Annotated in this window: 15 protein-coding genes; 11 read left to right on the top strand and 4 right to left on the bottom strand. The window is 37.9% G+C overall.

Annotated elements, in window-relative coordinates; translation table 11 throughout:
* Positions 1 to 65: 65 nt before the first annotated feature.
* The 3 genes from radC to CQZ96_RS16090 all read left to right on the top strand — a co-directional run bounded on the left by radC (position 66) and on the right by CQZ96_RS16090 (position 2,087).
* Positions 66 to 788 (top strand): RadC family protein, encoded by a 723-nt coding sequence (gene radC / locus CQZ96_RS16100; RefSeq protein ID WP_004725808.1) that lies wholly within the window; start codon positions 66 to 68, stop codon positions 786 to 788.
* Positions 789 to 825: 37 nt separating this feature from the next.
* Positions 826 to 1,737: a bestrophin family protein gene (locus tag CQZ96_RS16095; protein ID WP_004725806.1), complete on the top strand. Its 912-nt coding sequence runs from the start codon at positions 826 to 828 to the stop codon at positions 1,735 to 1,737.
* Positions 1,738 to 1,802: 65 nt separating this feature from the next.
* Positions 1,803 to 2,087 carry an antibiotic biosynthesis monooxygenase family protein gene (locus tag CQZ96_RS16090; RefSeq protein WP_056512243.1) on the top strand — a complete coding sequence of 95 codons (285 nt, stop codon included), beginning with the start codon at positions 1,803 to 1,805 and terminating at the stop codon, positions 2,085 to 2,087.
* Between the two features lie 87 nt (positions 2,088 to 2,174).
* On the opposite strand, the gene CQZ96_RS16085 is transcribed toward CQZ96_RS16090, so the two are convergent.
* Positions 2,175 to 3,056 (bottom strand): energy transducer TonB, encoded by an 882-nt coding sequence (locus CQZ96_RS16085; protein WP_105714411.1) that lies wholly within the window; start codon positions 3,054 to 3,056, stop codon positions 2,175 to 2,177.
* 232 nt (positions 3,057 to 3,288) lie between these two features.
* On the opposite strand from CQZ96_RS16085, the gene CQZ96_RS16080 reads away from it, so the two are divergent.
* From CQZ96_RS16080 to CQZ96_RS16060, 5 genes are all read left to right on the top strand, one after another.
* Positions 3,289 to 3,969, top strand: a complete 681-nt coding sequence (locus CQZ96_RS16080; protein ID WP_004725799.1) for a hypothetical protein — start codon at positions 3,289 to 3,291, stop codon at positions 3,967 to 3,969.
* A 150-nt stretch (positions 3,970 to 4,119) separates the two neighbouring features.
* Entirely contained in the window at positions 4,120 to 4,827 is a 708-nt protein-coding gene (locus tag CQZ96_RS16075) for a DUF3108 domain-containing protein (protein ID WP_105714412.1), read from the top strand.
* 103 nt (positions 4,828 to 4,930) lie between these two features.
* Complete coding sequence (locus tag CQZ96_RS16070) at positions 4,931 to 5,506, top strand: xanthine phosphoribosyltransferase (protein ID WP_004725796.1); 576 nt, start codon at positions 4,931 to 4,933, stop codon at positions 5,504 to 5,506.
* A gap of 153 nt (positions 5,507 to 5,659) precedes the next feature.
* Positions 5,660 to 6,520 (top strand): acyl-CoA thioesterase, encoded by an 861-nt coding sequence (locus CQZ96_RS16065; protein WP_105714413.1) that lies wholly within the window; start codon positions 5,660 to 5,662, stop codon positions 6,518 to 6,520.
* 223 nt (positions 6,521 to 6,743) lie between these two features.
* Positions 6,744 to 7,106, top strand: a complete 363-nt coding sequence (locus CQZ96_RS16060) for a hypothetical protein (protein WP_004725792.1) — start codon at positions 6,744 to 6,746, stop codon at positions 7,104 to 7,106.
* A gap of 108 nt (positions 7,107 to 7,214) precedes the next feature.
* Here CQZ96_RS16060 and wrbA read toward each other — a convergent pair whose 3' ends face one another.
* The gene (gene wrbA / locus CQZ96_RS16055; protein WP_004725790.1) at positions 7,215 to 7,808 is read right to left on the bottom strand and encodes an NAD(P)H:quinone oxidoreductase; all 594 of its coding nucleotides are present in this window, start codon (positions 7,806 to 7,808) and stop codon (positions 7,215 to 7,217) included.
* A 120-nt stretch (positions 7,809 to 7,928) separates the two neighbouring features.
* Here wrbA and CQZ96_RS16050 point away from each other — a divergent pair, with 120 nt between their 5' ends.
* Positions 7,929 to 9,173, top strand: a complete 1,245-nt coding sequence (locus CQZ96_RS16050; protein ID WP_105714414.1) for a YihY family inner membrane protein — start codon at positions 7,929 to 7,931, stop codon at positions 9,171 to 9,173.
* A 212-nt stretch (positions 9,174 to 9,385) separates the two neighbouring features.
* Complete coding sequence (locus tag CQZ96_RS16045) at positions 9,386 to 10,186, top strand: AraC family transcriptional regulator (RefSeq protein ID WP_105714415.1); 801 nt, start codon at positions 9,386 to 9,388, stop codon at positions 10,184 to 10,186.
* Positions 10,187 to 10,541: 355 nt separating this feature from the next.
* Here the strand turns inward: CQZ96_RS16045 and CQZ96_RS16040 are convergent, their stop codons facing one another.
* Entirely contained in the window at positions 10,542 to 11,180 is a 639-nt protein-coding gene (locus CQZ96_RS16040) for a fumarylacetoacetate hydrolase family protein (protein WP_004816920.1), read from the bottom strand.
* Positions 11,181 to 11,227: 47 nt separating this feature from the next.
* Positions 11,228 to 11,728, bottom strand: a complete 501-nt coding sequence (locus CQZ96_RS16035; protein WP_004816919.1) for a YcxB family protein — start codon at positions 11,726 to 11,728, stop codon at positions 11,228 to 11,230.
* A gap of 189 nt (positions 11,729 to 11,917) precedes the next feature.
* On the opposite strand from CQZ96_RS16035, the gene CQZ96_RS16030 reads away from it, so the two are divergent.
* Positions 11,918 to 13,207 (top strand): hypothetical protein, encoded by a 1,290-nt coding sequence (locus CQZ96_RS16030; RefSeq protein ID WP_056512228.1) that lies wholly within the window; start codon positions 11,918 to 11,920, stop codon positions 13,205 to 13,207.
* Positions 13,208 to 13,221: the final 14 nt, after the last annotated feature.

The following is a 13,221-nucleotide window of genomic DNA, read 5'->3' as shown; positions in this document are numbered from 1 at the left end:
TCTATCTCCCAAGTCATTCAAGGGAGAAAAATCAGAAGTAAAATAATTTTAAAATGTGAAAAATAATGAATCATTCAATCAAACAATGGCCTGAACAAGAACGTCCACGTGAAAGATTACTCTTACAAGGGGCGCACAGCTTATCTGATGCAGAATTACTTGCGATTTTTCTACGCTCAGGCTCAAAACAACACTCCGCTGTTGAATTAGCACGCTTGCTCATTCAACATTTTGGTCATTTAAATGCTGTATTTGATTCGTCTTTAGACGATTTAAAACAATTTCATGGTATTGGCGAAAGCAAGTATTCACAACTGATGGCAGTGAAAGAACTGGGACGGCGTTACTTGAAACATCAACTAAACCAAGGTTTAGACTTGAGTCGTTCTGATTTAATCCGAGATTATTTACGTTATGAATTGATCGGAGAATCTCAAGAAGTCTTTGCGGTACTGTGTTTAGACAGCCAGTTACGTAAATTGAGTTTTAAAAAACTATTTTATGGTTCAATCAATTACTGCAATATTTCCATTAATCAATTATTACGATATGTCATACAAAAACATGCGACTTTTATCGTTATTGCCCATAATCACCCTAAAGGTTTTGCCAAGCCTTCACGTGAAGATTACGATTTAACTCAAGAAATATTAAAAGCCTGTCAACTGCTTGAAATAGAATTATTGGATCATATGATCATTGCTGCTGAGCAAAGCTACTCCTTTGCTGAACACGGACTCATCAAACCCAAAACTTTCCCTACAAATGTGATTGACAAGCACCTTTGAAGCGGTGAAGATCACTAAAAAATATAGATTTAAAAGTATGATTGTCCGCGATCAAAACGATACCCTTAAAATATTACTCTCTTGGCGTGGTACGATTTTACCCAAAGTGCTGCCACCGCTTGGTTTTGTGATGCTGATTTCTGCAATTGTGGGTGGCATTGAGTATACCAATTTATATCGTTTTCCTGAATTACCCTTGGTTGGCTTTACCCTGATTGGTGTGGTGCTTTCTATTTTTCTAGGCTTTAAAAATACCGCCTGTTATGACCGTTGGTGGGAAGCGCGTAAACTTTGGGGAATGCTGATCGCCAATGCACGTCACTTTGACCGTGATTGTCGCATATTCCCTCAAGGGCGTCGTGAACGGATCATTCAACATGTGATTGTATTTGCAAACTTATTAAGAGATCGTCTGAGGCATCAAACAGCAAATCCAGATGCGCTGGTGGAAACCAGTGGTATGAGTCAACAGGCACTGACACAGTTGTATCAACAAACCAATGCGCCGCAATACACGCTGAGTTTGATCCAATGGGAATTGATGCAAGCGCTCAAAGAAGGCGAAATTTCCGACATTATCTATACCCAATTAAATGAACATGTAAATGAGCTCAGTTTGGTACAAACCGGTTGTGACCGTATTGCAACCACACCTTTGCCTTTTGCTTATTCAGTTTTATTAAATCGTACAGTCTATTTTTTCTGCTTTATGCTGCCCTTTAGCTTAGGTTCATTACTGGGTTTAGCAACACCTTTGCTGGTGGGTATTTTAGCCTATACTTTTCTGGGGCTAGATGCTTTAAGTACCGAGATAGAAGAACCTTTTGGTACGCAAAGTAATGATTTACCTTTAGATTCAATGGTAAGAATGATTGAAATTGAATTATTGGGAACTCTAGGGAAACCGACTCCTCCACCGATTCAAGCCCATGATCACAATTTACTTTAATACATCAGTTTCTGATTTTATTGCCCTTTTTAAAGAGAAGTTAAAGTAAAGGCCGAGCACTGAAAATGAAATATGTGGTTATCTTTAAGGCACAGATCAATACGCTTGATCAACAGTATTTTCAAACTGCACAACTTTTACGAGAGAAAGCATTGAGCCAGTTTAACTGCCAAAAATTTGAGTCTCTTTGTGAAAATGATTTTGAAGTTGCGCTTTCTTATTGGAATACACTTGAAGATATCCAGGCTTGGCATAAAGATGCAGAACATCAAGCAGCTCAACGAATTGGTAAACAACAGTGGTATAAAAAATTTAGTGTCGAGATTTGCCAAATTCAAAAAAGCTATTAGCACTAGATCACTTAAAAATCGGTCTATTTATGAAGGTAGATACTAAAAAATAGAATCAAGATAATCCCATTACATCTTGTTCAGTTTCTAGCGCACTTCAAATTCAGATTCAGCTGGATCAAAACGCCAAGTACGCACGATCCGCAGTTCAGAAATATCTTTCATTTTTGAATCAAAACGTCCAAAAGGTGCACCTTTACGCACTGAGTTTTTGGCAGCTTCATCGAGGTTTGAATGACCTGAGCTTTCAATCAATCGTATAGCACGAATCCCACCCTCATTATTGAGAATGACCATTAAACGGACCTCACCCGAAAGACGCTGCTGTTTGGCAAGATCTGGGTAATATCGGTTTCCATACATCTCAACTTTTTCACGAAATTTATCTAAATATCCAGCAGATGCATCTTGTTTGGCTTGAATACCATCTAAGGTTTTAATTTTTTGTTGTTTACTAAAATTTTGTTGTTTCTGTAAATATTGAGCTTCTAGACTCGCCACCATTGCCGTTTTAGCTTGCATCTGGCTCTGCAACTCTTCCATGGCCTTTTTACGATCGTTTTGTTCGGCCTGCTTTTGCCAGCTAAGAACCGTCATTAATACTTTTTCTTCGAATTTCAATTCTCGTTTTTGCTGTATTTGCTCTAAAGCTTCGAGTTGCTGATCACCCGCACTCTTGTCTTCTGCTTGCGCTGGCATATCACTTGAAATACGATGCTCTTTACGGAATGTTCCAGAACCTTGCTGATTTGCTTGCGCTAAAAAGTCTGCATCTTTAATTTCATCTTCACTTGGGCGAATACTGATTGCGATTTCTTTTGTGCTGGTATTATTTTCTTGTGGCATTCCAAATTGAACAGATAAAAAAAGTACATGTGCAATGACAGCTGCAGAAACAGCTCCAACAAATAATGCGTCTTGCCACCAGTACTCAGAATGCTGTGTATTGGCAAATAATTTTTTTATCATGACATTAATCCGACAAAATTCCCCAATCGCCAAATTTAAAATTTATTAAAATAAGTTTAACTTTACATTATTCACAAACTTTGTGACTTATTTAGTAAAAGTAAAAACGTAATTTTAAAACACTCAAAATGGTGCAATGTTTTTTGTTAAACTGCAATCGTTAGACTTGTATTTTTTTAATAATCGACAAGTTTATCGCCTTAAAAAATGATGATGATTTGGGACAATACTTATGCCGACGCTACTTTCTAACATTGTTAAACGTATTCGACAAGTATACCAAAAAGCAGAAGGTTTTATAGAAGAAGAACGCGAGTTTCCAGTATCACAAGTATTTTTAAATGCGACCTTTAAACGTTTTGTCACCGACAACGTCAAAATTTTAGAAGATTTACATGCCGACCTGCATGATGATTGGTTAAAACTTTATGCCACACTCAATGTCAAAGGCATGCATTTGGTTCTTTCTGTAGATCTTAAGTTAGTTCAAATGGAACTCAACAAAGATATGCAGTTGATTGTTTTTGAACAAATCAGCAACACCCAAGTGATCGAAGCTAGCTATCCCAATGTTTGGTATAAGATGGGCGTAAATACTGCTTTATTCTTCTATCAAAAGGTACTGAAAAAAGATCCTTTAGGAATGATCCTAGAAAAATTTAATGTCATTACCGTAAAAGATGAATTACTTCACTTAGATCTGAATCGTTGGTTAGGAAAAAATCGTTCTATTATGGACACATTAAACAAAGTCCATGTGAACCATGCAGAATTACGTGAAACTGAGTTGGTGGTGATTGGTAATGTAAACCTAACCGCTTTATTTAGTAAATTTAGAGAAGATAAAGACCCAGACTGGGACGAAGATGATTATCTTGAAACTGAAGTTACACCGATTGAGCAAAAGAGTTAAGTCTCAAATTGCAGATTAGATTTCAAGTTATCGCAATCAAAATGTATACATAAATTCACAGGATTAGAAATAAAGTGAATATTTTCTCTTTAATTACACCGCATAATAGGTGTCATATCCAAAAATACTTTTAAATGCATAGGACATTTAATGATGGCAAAAACGTTATTTAAAACATTAAGTATCGCAACTGGTGTTTCAACTGCAATGTTATTGGTTGGATTTTCAAGCAATGCTCTTGCCATGAGTCCGTTCCAAGCAAGCTACCAGTTTGCCTATAATGGTAAAAACTTAGGTACTGCGACCCGTACATTGAGTCAAAGTGGCAATAACTGGACCTATGTATTTGCAGCAAAAGCAGCAGCAATTGCTTCTGCAAGTGAAACAAGCCGTTTTAGCTTTACCAATGGTCAAATTAACTCAAGTAGTTTTAGTCGTACCAGTAAAGTGTTGGTACATAATGACACCATGACCATTAACTTTAATCCAAACAGCAAAACCATTAACACCAAGAAAAAAGATCAGGCACGTTCTTTCCCATGGAAAGCAGGTGCTTTAGATGAGTTAAATGCTGAATTACAAGTACGTGAAGACTTAAAAGGTGCAGGTCTAAAATCAAGTTATTTAATTGCAGATGCAAAAGGTTTAGATGCGCGTCGCTTTGTTAAACAAGGCACAGAGTCAATTAAAGCCCCTGCGGGAACCTATAACACGGTCAAAGTTGTACTCACCCATGACAATGGTGAAAAGAGTTCAATTTTCTGGTTAGCGCCTCAATTAGACTATTTACCCGTGAAAATGTCACATGTTGATGGTAAAACATCTTATAACCTAACCTTGACCAGTTACAAAAAGTAAGACATTTTTCACCTTTTGATCAATTTCAGCTTGCATTTTTTTTAGTGCTTTTTAAAATACGCCTTTGCTTTAAAAAGCACCTTGCCTCTAGAGGATTCTCCCTGTGCACGCACTAGAACAGAAAATCTTAGCTGAAGGTATCGTTCTATCTGATCAAGTTCTGAAAGTCGATTCTTTCTTAAATCACCAAATTGACCCTGTGATGATGCAGCTCATCGGTCAAGAGTTTGCTCGTCTTTTTAAAGATGCCGGCATTACCAAAATCATCACAATTGAAGCATCAGGCATTGCGCCTGCTGTGATGGCTGGTTTGGAACTTGGTGTACCCGTTATTTTTGCACGTAAATATCAGTCTTTAACCCTTAAAGATGATTTATATCGTTCAAAAGTATTCTCTTTTACCAAGCAAATTGAAAGCACCATTGCGATTTCTAAGAAACATATTAGCAAAGGCGATAAAGCTTTGGTTATTGATGATTTCTTAGCAAATGGTCAAGCCGCTTTAGGTCTCGCTGACTTGATTCATCAAGCGGATGCAGAAGTTGTGGGTATTGGGATTGTGATTGAAAAATCTTTCCAACCAGGCCGTCAATTGTTATTAGATAAAGGCTACCGTGTTGAATCTTTGGCACGTGTTGAATCTTTGGCAAACGGTACGGTAAGCTTTGTAGAAGAATAAGCTGGTCTTACTTCAAAAGTTTTCATTAAAAAAGAGTGCTTTAGGCGCTCTTTTTTTTGCTTTTTGATCAGTAGCGTCTTTGTTTTACCTTTTATTTTGATCAAGCCCTCAGCTATATTGTGTAAATAAAGAGATAACTCAGGTAAATAATAAATGAGATCAATCACTCAAAAATTAGTTGATCTACTCGACGTACAACAATTGGATGATGGTCTATTTCAAGGGCAAAACACACGATTATTTGGATCACACCTTGTGGGTGGGCAATTGGTGGCACAAGCATTGATTGCCGCATCAAAAACCACCAATCGACCAGCACATTCATTACATGCTTATTTTATTCGCAGTGGTCGCACAGATATTCCGATTTTATATAAAGTTGAAAATTTAAGAGATGGCAAAAGTTTTTCGACTCGCCAAGTCCATGCTTGGCAAAACGGCCATATTATATTTTCGGCCATGGTTTCATTTGCCAATATTGAAGAGGGTTTAGAAAATCAGATTGAACCACCTCACTACCCTTCGCCAGATGAACTGATCCCTGAACAACAACTGAAACAAATGATTTATGAGGATGTTCCTGAACCTGCACGCGCAATATTTATGCGTCAATTTTTTATCAACATCCATCCTGTACAGCCATTCAATCCATTTAAACCGATAAAATTAGACACAAATTATGCTGAATATTTTCAAACCTTTGAAACGATTCCCACTCAACAAGATACACCCATGATGCACCAAGCCATTGCTGCATATTATTCTGACTATAACCTGCTGACGGTTTCACTTAGACCGCATGGTGTCAGCTATGCGAACGGCGGTGTACGTAGTGCAAGTTTAGACCATAGCATTTATTTTCATACAGATTTTAGAGTAGATGAGTGGCTACTTTATGATATGAATGCCACAGTATCTAGCCAATCCAGAGGGCTTAATTTCGGCCGGATGTGGCAAGATGGTCGATTGGTGTGTAGCGTTAATCAGGAAAGTTTAATGCGGCTGAAGCAATAACAAGATGTTTCTATAAGTTTGTGTCAATCATTCTATCTATTACATTCACACAAAATATAAAGACTGATCACGGTATTCAGTTACAATCAAAATCATGTCATATCCCTGACATGATTGTAACGATAGCGATAAGCATGACAAAAATGCCAGTAGTGAACGTGAATATAACGCTTAACCATAACTTAACGAAGACAAATGGACTTTGTTGAGTGAGTAAAAATCAATGACTGATGAACAAACAGTAAAGTGCCCAAAGTGTGGCGCTACAGACTTAGAACGCCGTGACCATGAACAACTTTTAGGCAAAGCAGGCAGTGTATTATTGACTTCTGCGGGTGCAGCAGCAGGAACTGTAGGTGGCGCTGCCTCTGGTGCTTCAATTGGTGCGGCTATCGGAACGGTTGCAGGTCCTTTAGGCGTTATTGTTGGTGGAACCGTAGGAACCTTCGTAGGCGCAATCAGTGTTGGAATTACAGGTGGATTTCTAGGAAATCGCTTTGGTAAACGAGCAGGTGTGATTGTTGACCAAAATATCTTTTTTGATTACCAATGTAAAAAATGTAATCATCGCTTTAATCTAAAATAACAAAATATAAAATATCAATATGATAAAGAACTTCTCTTTTAATCGATTAGAAACGAGCAAAAAGAGAAGTATTTGAATTTTATCTAGATCTCGCAAGAGCATCAAAAATTATGGGTTTAACTTTTTAACCGTTTCACCTAGACGTTTGCCCTGTTCTGCACATAAAGCTTTTTCATCGGAACTTAAGTTTTGGTCATGACGTGGTCCACTGACGTGACTGACTCCATACGGCGTACCGCCTGATTTAGTGTTGGATAAAGCTGGATTGGCATTGGTCAGCCCCATGATCATCATGCCATGATGAAACAATGGCGGTAACATCGTTAATAATGTGCTTTCCTGTCCACCATGCATTGACCCTGACGCGGTAAATACACAAGCAGGTTTATCGTGTAATGCACCATTTAGCCAAAGGCTGGTGGTTTGATCCCAAAAGTATTTCATTTCAGATGCCATATTGCCAAAACGTGTTGGTGAACCTAAAGCCAATCCTGCACAATTTTGTAAATCATCCAATGTACAATAAATATCGCCATGTTCTGGAATACTGGCTTCCGCTTCTTTCACTACAGTGGAAAGATTAGGCACAGTGCGAATTTTTACTGCGACACCCGCTGCTTCTACCCCGTTGGCAATCAAGTGTGCCATCTCTTTGGTAGATCCATATTTACTGTAATAGAGTACGAGAACATAAGCTTGCATAGAGATTTCTTGATTTCAACATAAGAAAATAAAACTATACGGTATTTTTCTGCTTTTTTGGGTAAGCTAGACAATGAAAATGCAAGATATGCCGAAAAATAATTGAGATCAAAGATATATATGCTTGAATTACTTAAAAAACTACCCTTCTATGAAAAAACTTGGTTTCAATTCATTCTTTTTGTACTTGGTCGTTTTGAAGCAGATCGTTGTCGTGAACAAGCGGGATCGCTGACCTATACGACATTATTTGCTGTTGTTCCAATGTTGACTGTTTTCTTGGTTATTATCTCATCAATCAAAGCCTTAGAGCCTGCTAGACAGCAACTCCAGCAGATGATTTATAGTAATTTCTTGCCGAAAACCAGCATTGCTTTTGATAAAGCTTTTAATGTCTTTACCGAGAACTCAAGTAATTTAACTGTTATTGGTGTGCTGTTTTTATTCATTACCACAGTACTGATGCTTACCAGTATCGAAACGGTTTTTAATCGGATTTGGCGTGTTCAAGAAACGCGTAATGGCATCATTGGCTTTATGCGTTATTGGACCATTATTTCTTTAGGCCCGATTTTATTGGGGAGTGCCTTTGTCATTTCATCAACATTGGCCTCTATGAATGTTTTAAGTAATAACTTTGCAGGTTATGAAGTTGATGGTACAGCGTTACTTGGGGTCATTTCGTTTGCACTGACTACTTTAGGCTTTTTCATTTTATATTGGACGATTCCAAATCGCAGTATTCCTGTTCGAGCGGCCGCGATTGCAGGTCTTTTTGGTGCGATTGCATTTGAGCTACTTAAAAACCTATTTGGTTTTGTTATGGCAAATTTCACCAGCTATACCCTTGTTTATGGTGCTTTTGCTGCTGTACCAATTTTTCTGTTGTGGATCTTTTTATCGTGGAATATCGTCTTATTGGGTGTGGAAATCAGCTATGCCCTTACCGCATTTCATACAGGTAAAATCCAAACCCGCCATCCTGTGTTGATGATGCTCGATATTCTGGAATTATTTTATAAAAAACAGAAAATGGGTGACGTGGTGACTGATGCAGAAGCACTAAATATTTTAGGTCGTGGTGAAATTGGACGCTGGCCAGTTTATATCCAACTTCTAGAAAAACAGAATTTGGTTAAATGTACTGACAATAATGAATATGTGCTGGTCAGAAATTTAGATGAAATTGATTTCTGGTCATTCTATACATCATTGCCTTATACCCTCCCTCGTCGTCATGATGTTGAACATGTCCATGATGATGATGTTTGGATGAAACATATCGGTCCAACTTTAATTGAATCCGATGAATATTTGGCAGCCAAGTTATCAATTCCGCTTTCAACCATTTTGGATGATAAGTAATCTTAACCCAGATAGATAAACAACTTCCCTTTCCAAGCCGTGCCCATTGGAAAGGGAAGTGATATTACTTTTTCGATGAATCGTTATAATTTCGCAATAGCCAAAACCACTGCATAAAGCGGATAAAAGACACCACAATGGTATTAACCTGTCTTTTTTATAGGATATAATTCAAAGTAGACAAAAGATCTTTTTATTCAGGCAATCTTTGCATGACGATAACAAAAACAAGCGATAAAAATATACTGACTCAACTCAGTACCAATGATGAAATTGTTGCGCCGCTGTGGCTTATTTTTCGACATGATCCTGCACTGTCTGCTTATCCTGAACATGGGCATGCTTGGGGCGAATTTATTTATGCCTTTAATGGGGTGATGGAAGTCAATATTGATCAAATTAATTATATTACACCACCTCCATATGGAGTTTGGTTACCGCCAAATACGCAACACAGTGGTTTGAACCGGACTCCTGTTTCCCATGCAACTTTATATATCCACCAATCGTTATGTAGTGCCTTACCTCAACAAGCTGGGATTCTCTTAACCTCACCCTTGGTTTCAGCGATTTTACAGCACATCAAACAACACCCAATGCAAGCATCTGAGCCCGAATATTTGCGGCTATTACAGGTATTACTTGATCAATTACAACATGCTGAGTTAATCGGTAGTTATTTACCCCATACCAATCATGCTGCCTTAAAACAAGTTTTGGATTTTTTACATGCCCACCCTGCTGATCACAGTACCCTAGAGGCTTTAGCCCAACGGATTAATATGACTGAACGTACCTTGGCAAGACTGAGTCAAAAAGAGTTGGCAATGTCACTCAATGAATGGCGACAACGCCTTAAAGTCATGAAAGCCATGTCTATGCTCAATGAGGGAAAAACGGTTGAAAGCATTGCACTGGATTTAGGTTATGCCAATGCTTCTGCTTTTATCAATATGTTTAAACGTTGGATGATGCGTACCCCAGACCAGTTTAGAAAATTGTTGCGTCACTAAATCAACTTTTTAAATTTTGAGTAGATGAGGTGGAATGATCTAAATACTGATAATAAACAATCTTCCCGACCAATCTATACACCGATCTAAAAATGCATGAGCTGAATTTAACTTTGGATTATGTAGTAATTTACCAAAGTCATCCAGCTTTTCTGCTTCTTTGCTATCAAAGCGTTTCGTCCAAGCTTCTGCACGATAGCTAAAAAATAGCGATGCTGTAAATTTCAACTGATAAATAAAGCGGGATATATCCCAAAAGTTAGTGATGAATTATTGTTTTATAAAACTGTAGATAATAAAAAACCCAATGCGTATTGATTATAAATAAACACTGGGTTGCTTGAATTTTAAGTGATTATTTTACAAAAGTTTTCCAAACAAAATCTTGACTTTGACCATGTAAAGTCATACTCAATTGATCACCAGAAGCCAATGCTGCAACACCTGCTGGTGTCCCTGTCATCACCACATCCCCTGGTTCTAAAGAGAATACCTGGCAGATGTCTGCAAGTAAGTAAGCAATATCAAAAATCAATAAAGCCGTATCGCCCTTTTGACGAACTTCATCATTTACTGCAAATTCAAAAGTAACAGCCGACCAATCTTTAATTTCATCCACACTGACCCAATCTGCCAGTACACATGAACCATCAAAAGCTTTTGAACGCTCCCAAGGCTGGCCTTTGCCCTTTAAGTCATCTTGGAGATCACGTAAAGTTAAATCTAAGCCTAAAGTCACCGCACCAATCGCATCCAATACTTTATCTAAATTGGTTTCGCCCTTAAGTGACTTGTCGATACGTAACGTCAGTTCACACTCATGGTGGCAATTTCCCCACGCCTCATTCCAAGAGATACCGTCTTGCAATGAAATCAAACTACTGGGCGGCTTGATAAATAAGACTGGACGATCTGGAATTGCGTTACCTAATTCTGCTGCATGCGCTGCATAACTACGACCGACACATACAATTTTAGATGGACGTGTACTCATATTGTTCCCTTCTTATTGCTCAGCGTTAAAAACTTTATAATTCCAAATTACTTTTTAAAAGTATTGATAAAAATCGTTTGATCTGCGGGTGTAGCAAATGCTCGTTTAGGCACAATCACCACAGTACGATTTTTTAATTCGATCATATAGGTAAGCTTGCCTTCTGCAAATTTATCTACATCTGAATAATGATGAACTTGTTTTGGACGGCCACTACTGAATAATTCCATATAGTCTTGAAATAATTCAATACCTTGTTCGCTTTTACCAAATTGATATTTAACGAATTGGCGTTTAAACATCATCGGTAAAAACCAATACCGCATCAGCATTTGCAGAATTAAGAAAAAAGCACCTAAGCAAACATAATATTTACCCACACCCTCTAAACCGAGGTAAATCCCCCAAACCATGATTCCGATGCTGACCAAAGGCGTGAGAAATTGGCTAATTTGCTTTTTACCAAAAGTTGCCAGTTTAAAACCATCTTGAGATTCTTCTAAATTAAGATAATAACGTGCAGATAATGCAGGCTGGGTGTCTGACATAGTTGCTTCAATACAAATGTTTTACGATACCAAGATATTACACTAGATTTTTCCAGCGAGATGCGGATTTTCATCTTGTTTTACAGAACACCTCTATTTTTTAAAAGTGAATCCTTTTAGGGTCTTTCATACAAATGGTTTTTATAAGAACAAAAGATTGCCGATTATGAAGGCGCAAAAGGAATTGTGATGAAAGCTTTTTATTTAAATATCGGTCTCGTGCTCTTAATCGGTATCAGTCAAATCAGTTTCGCGAAATTGGTCACTTGGACCGATAATATTCCCAGCGCACTAAAGCCATTTGACAATAATGCCCAGCAAATCGCAGCAATTGCACAAGACAATATTTTAATTTATGCCCATCCAGCGACCAAGACGTCGCTACCGACATTCAGCAAACAGCCTCAACCTATAGCTAAATTTTCAACAGCAGCCATTGTTGTGCCTGTAAGTAGCCAAGAAGTGGCTAAAACTTTAAGCCATTACACGCAATATGTTGGGTTATTCCCGACTTTAAAATCAGCAAAAGTCATCGAAACAGCAGGACCTGTCAGTCAATTGAAATATCGTATTTCCATCCCGACACCGATACCTGTATTGAATTTTAATGAAGATGTGGTGATGCAACATCAAATTGGACAAAATAGCATTTCAACCATGGTGATTGATGGTCCAATTCCTTATGCATTAGGAAAATTTGAATGGTTCAATTTAGCTGACAACAAAACCTTAGTGACCCTGACACAATGGGGCGATTTAAACCAACCGCAGGGTTTCCTATTTAAGAAAATTTTAAATGCTTTCCCTGAAGTAAAACTGGCGATTCCAAATGGTTCGAGCGCCTTTGTTTTAGAAGCACTCAAAAATAAATATACGGCTAAAAAAGTGACGGCATTAAATGCAGGGCAACTGCCTAGCCCACAATTAAATACAGCTCAAATCAATAAAATTGTTCAGGTCAGTGCCAACGCGCAACAGCCCGTCAGTATTGTACTTAATCCTGTTACTGTACCTTATACCCATGGTCGAGAAGTTTTACGCTTTACCACAAGCTATCAATATTTAAATGCCACCCCGCAACAATTACAACGTTGGACACAACCCTTATCCTATAAAGAGATTTTTCCAAAACAAATCAAAAGTATTAAAACCACAGCGATCAACACACAAGGACAAGATGCAGACTTTAAAGTTAGTGTCGGATTGGGCGTTATTAGCATCCCATTTGATTTTAAAATGCGTTTTAGCTATCCCAAAGCCACTGAAAATAACTTCTATGCCAATGGCGGTGATCTACGTTATCTCAAAGGTCAAATTCAATTTTTACCCCAAGGCAATAACACCTTACTCAAAATGACCACCACCATCAAAATTGATGAAAAAGCACCATTCCTACTCAAAGCAGCACGCAGTTTACCCTACCATGAAATGTTACCTGCACTAGGTGCAAATGCAATTTTTGCTCAAAAAGTAAAGTAGTGCTGATTGGACTT

The sequence above is a fragment of the Acinetobacter sp. MYb10 genome (assembly GCF_002980175.2).
Taxonomy (GTDB): Bacteria; Pseudomonadota; Gammaproteobacteria; order Pseudomonadales; family Moraxellaceae; genus Acinetobacter; species Acinetobacter guillouiae.
This window is presented reverse-complemented; position numbering and strand designations above follow the sequence as displayed.

Coding starts and splice junctions, on each gene's coding strand:
- radC (WP_004725808.1), top strand. CDS start 66: ATGAATCATTCAATCAAACAATGGCCTGAACAAGAACGTCCACGTGAA.
- CQZ96_RS16095 (WP_004725806.1), top strand. CDS start 826: ATGATTGTCCGCGATCAAAACGATACCCTTAAAATATTACTCTCTTGG.
- CQZ96_RS16090 (WP_056512243.1), top strand. CDS start 1,803: ATGAAATATGTGGTTATCTTTAAGGCACAGATCAATACGCTTGATCAA.
- CQZ96_RS16085 (WP_105714411.1), bottom strand. CDS start 3,056: ATGATAAAAAAATTATTTGCCAATACACAGCATTCTGAGTACTGGTGG.
- CQZ96_RS16080 (WP_004725799.1), top strand. CDS start 3,289: ATGCCGACGCTACTTTCTAACATTGTTAAACGTATTCGACAAGTATAC.
- CQZ96_RS16075 (WP_105714412.1), top strand. CDS start 4,120: ATGATGGCAAAAACGTTATTTAAAACATTAAGTATCGCAACTGGTGTT.
- CQZ96_RS16065 (WP_105714413.1), top strand. CDS start 5,660: ATGAGATCAATCACTCAAAAATTAGTTGATCTACTCGACGTACAACAA.
- CQZ96_RS16060 (WP_004725792.1), top strand. CDS start 6,744: ATGACTGATGAACAAACAGTAAAGTGCCCAAAGTGTGGCGCTACAGAC.
- wrbA (WP_004725790.1), bottom strand. CDS start 7,808: ATGCAAGCTTATGTTCTCGTACTCTATTACAGTAAATATGGATCTACC.
- CQZ96_RS16050 (WP_105714414.1), top strand. CDS start 7,929: ATGCTTGAATTACTTAAAAAACTACCCTTCTATGAAAAAACTTGGTTT.
- CQZ96_RS16045 (WP_105714415.1), top strand. CDS start 9,386: ATGACGATAACAAAAACAAGCGATAAAAATATACTGACTCAACTCAGT.
- CQZ96_RS16040 (WP_004816920.1), bottom strand. CDS start 11,180: ATGAGTACACGTCCATCTAAAATTGTATGTGTCGGTCGTAGTTATGCA.
- CQZ96_RS16035 (WP_004816919.1), bottom strand. CDS start 11,728: ATGTCAGACACCCAGCCTGCATTATCTGCACGTTATTATCTTAATTTA.
- CQZ96_RS16030 (WP_056512228.1), top strand. CDS start 11,918: ATGAAAGCTTTTTATTTAAATATCGGTCTCGTGCTCTTAATCGGTATC.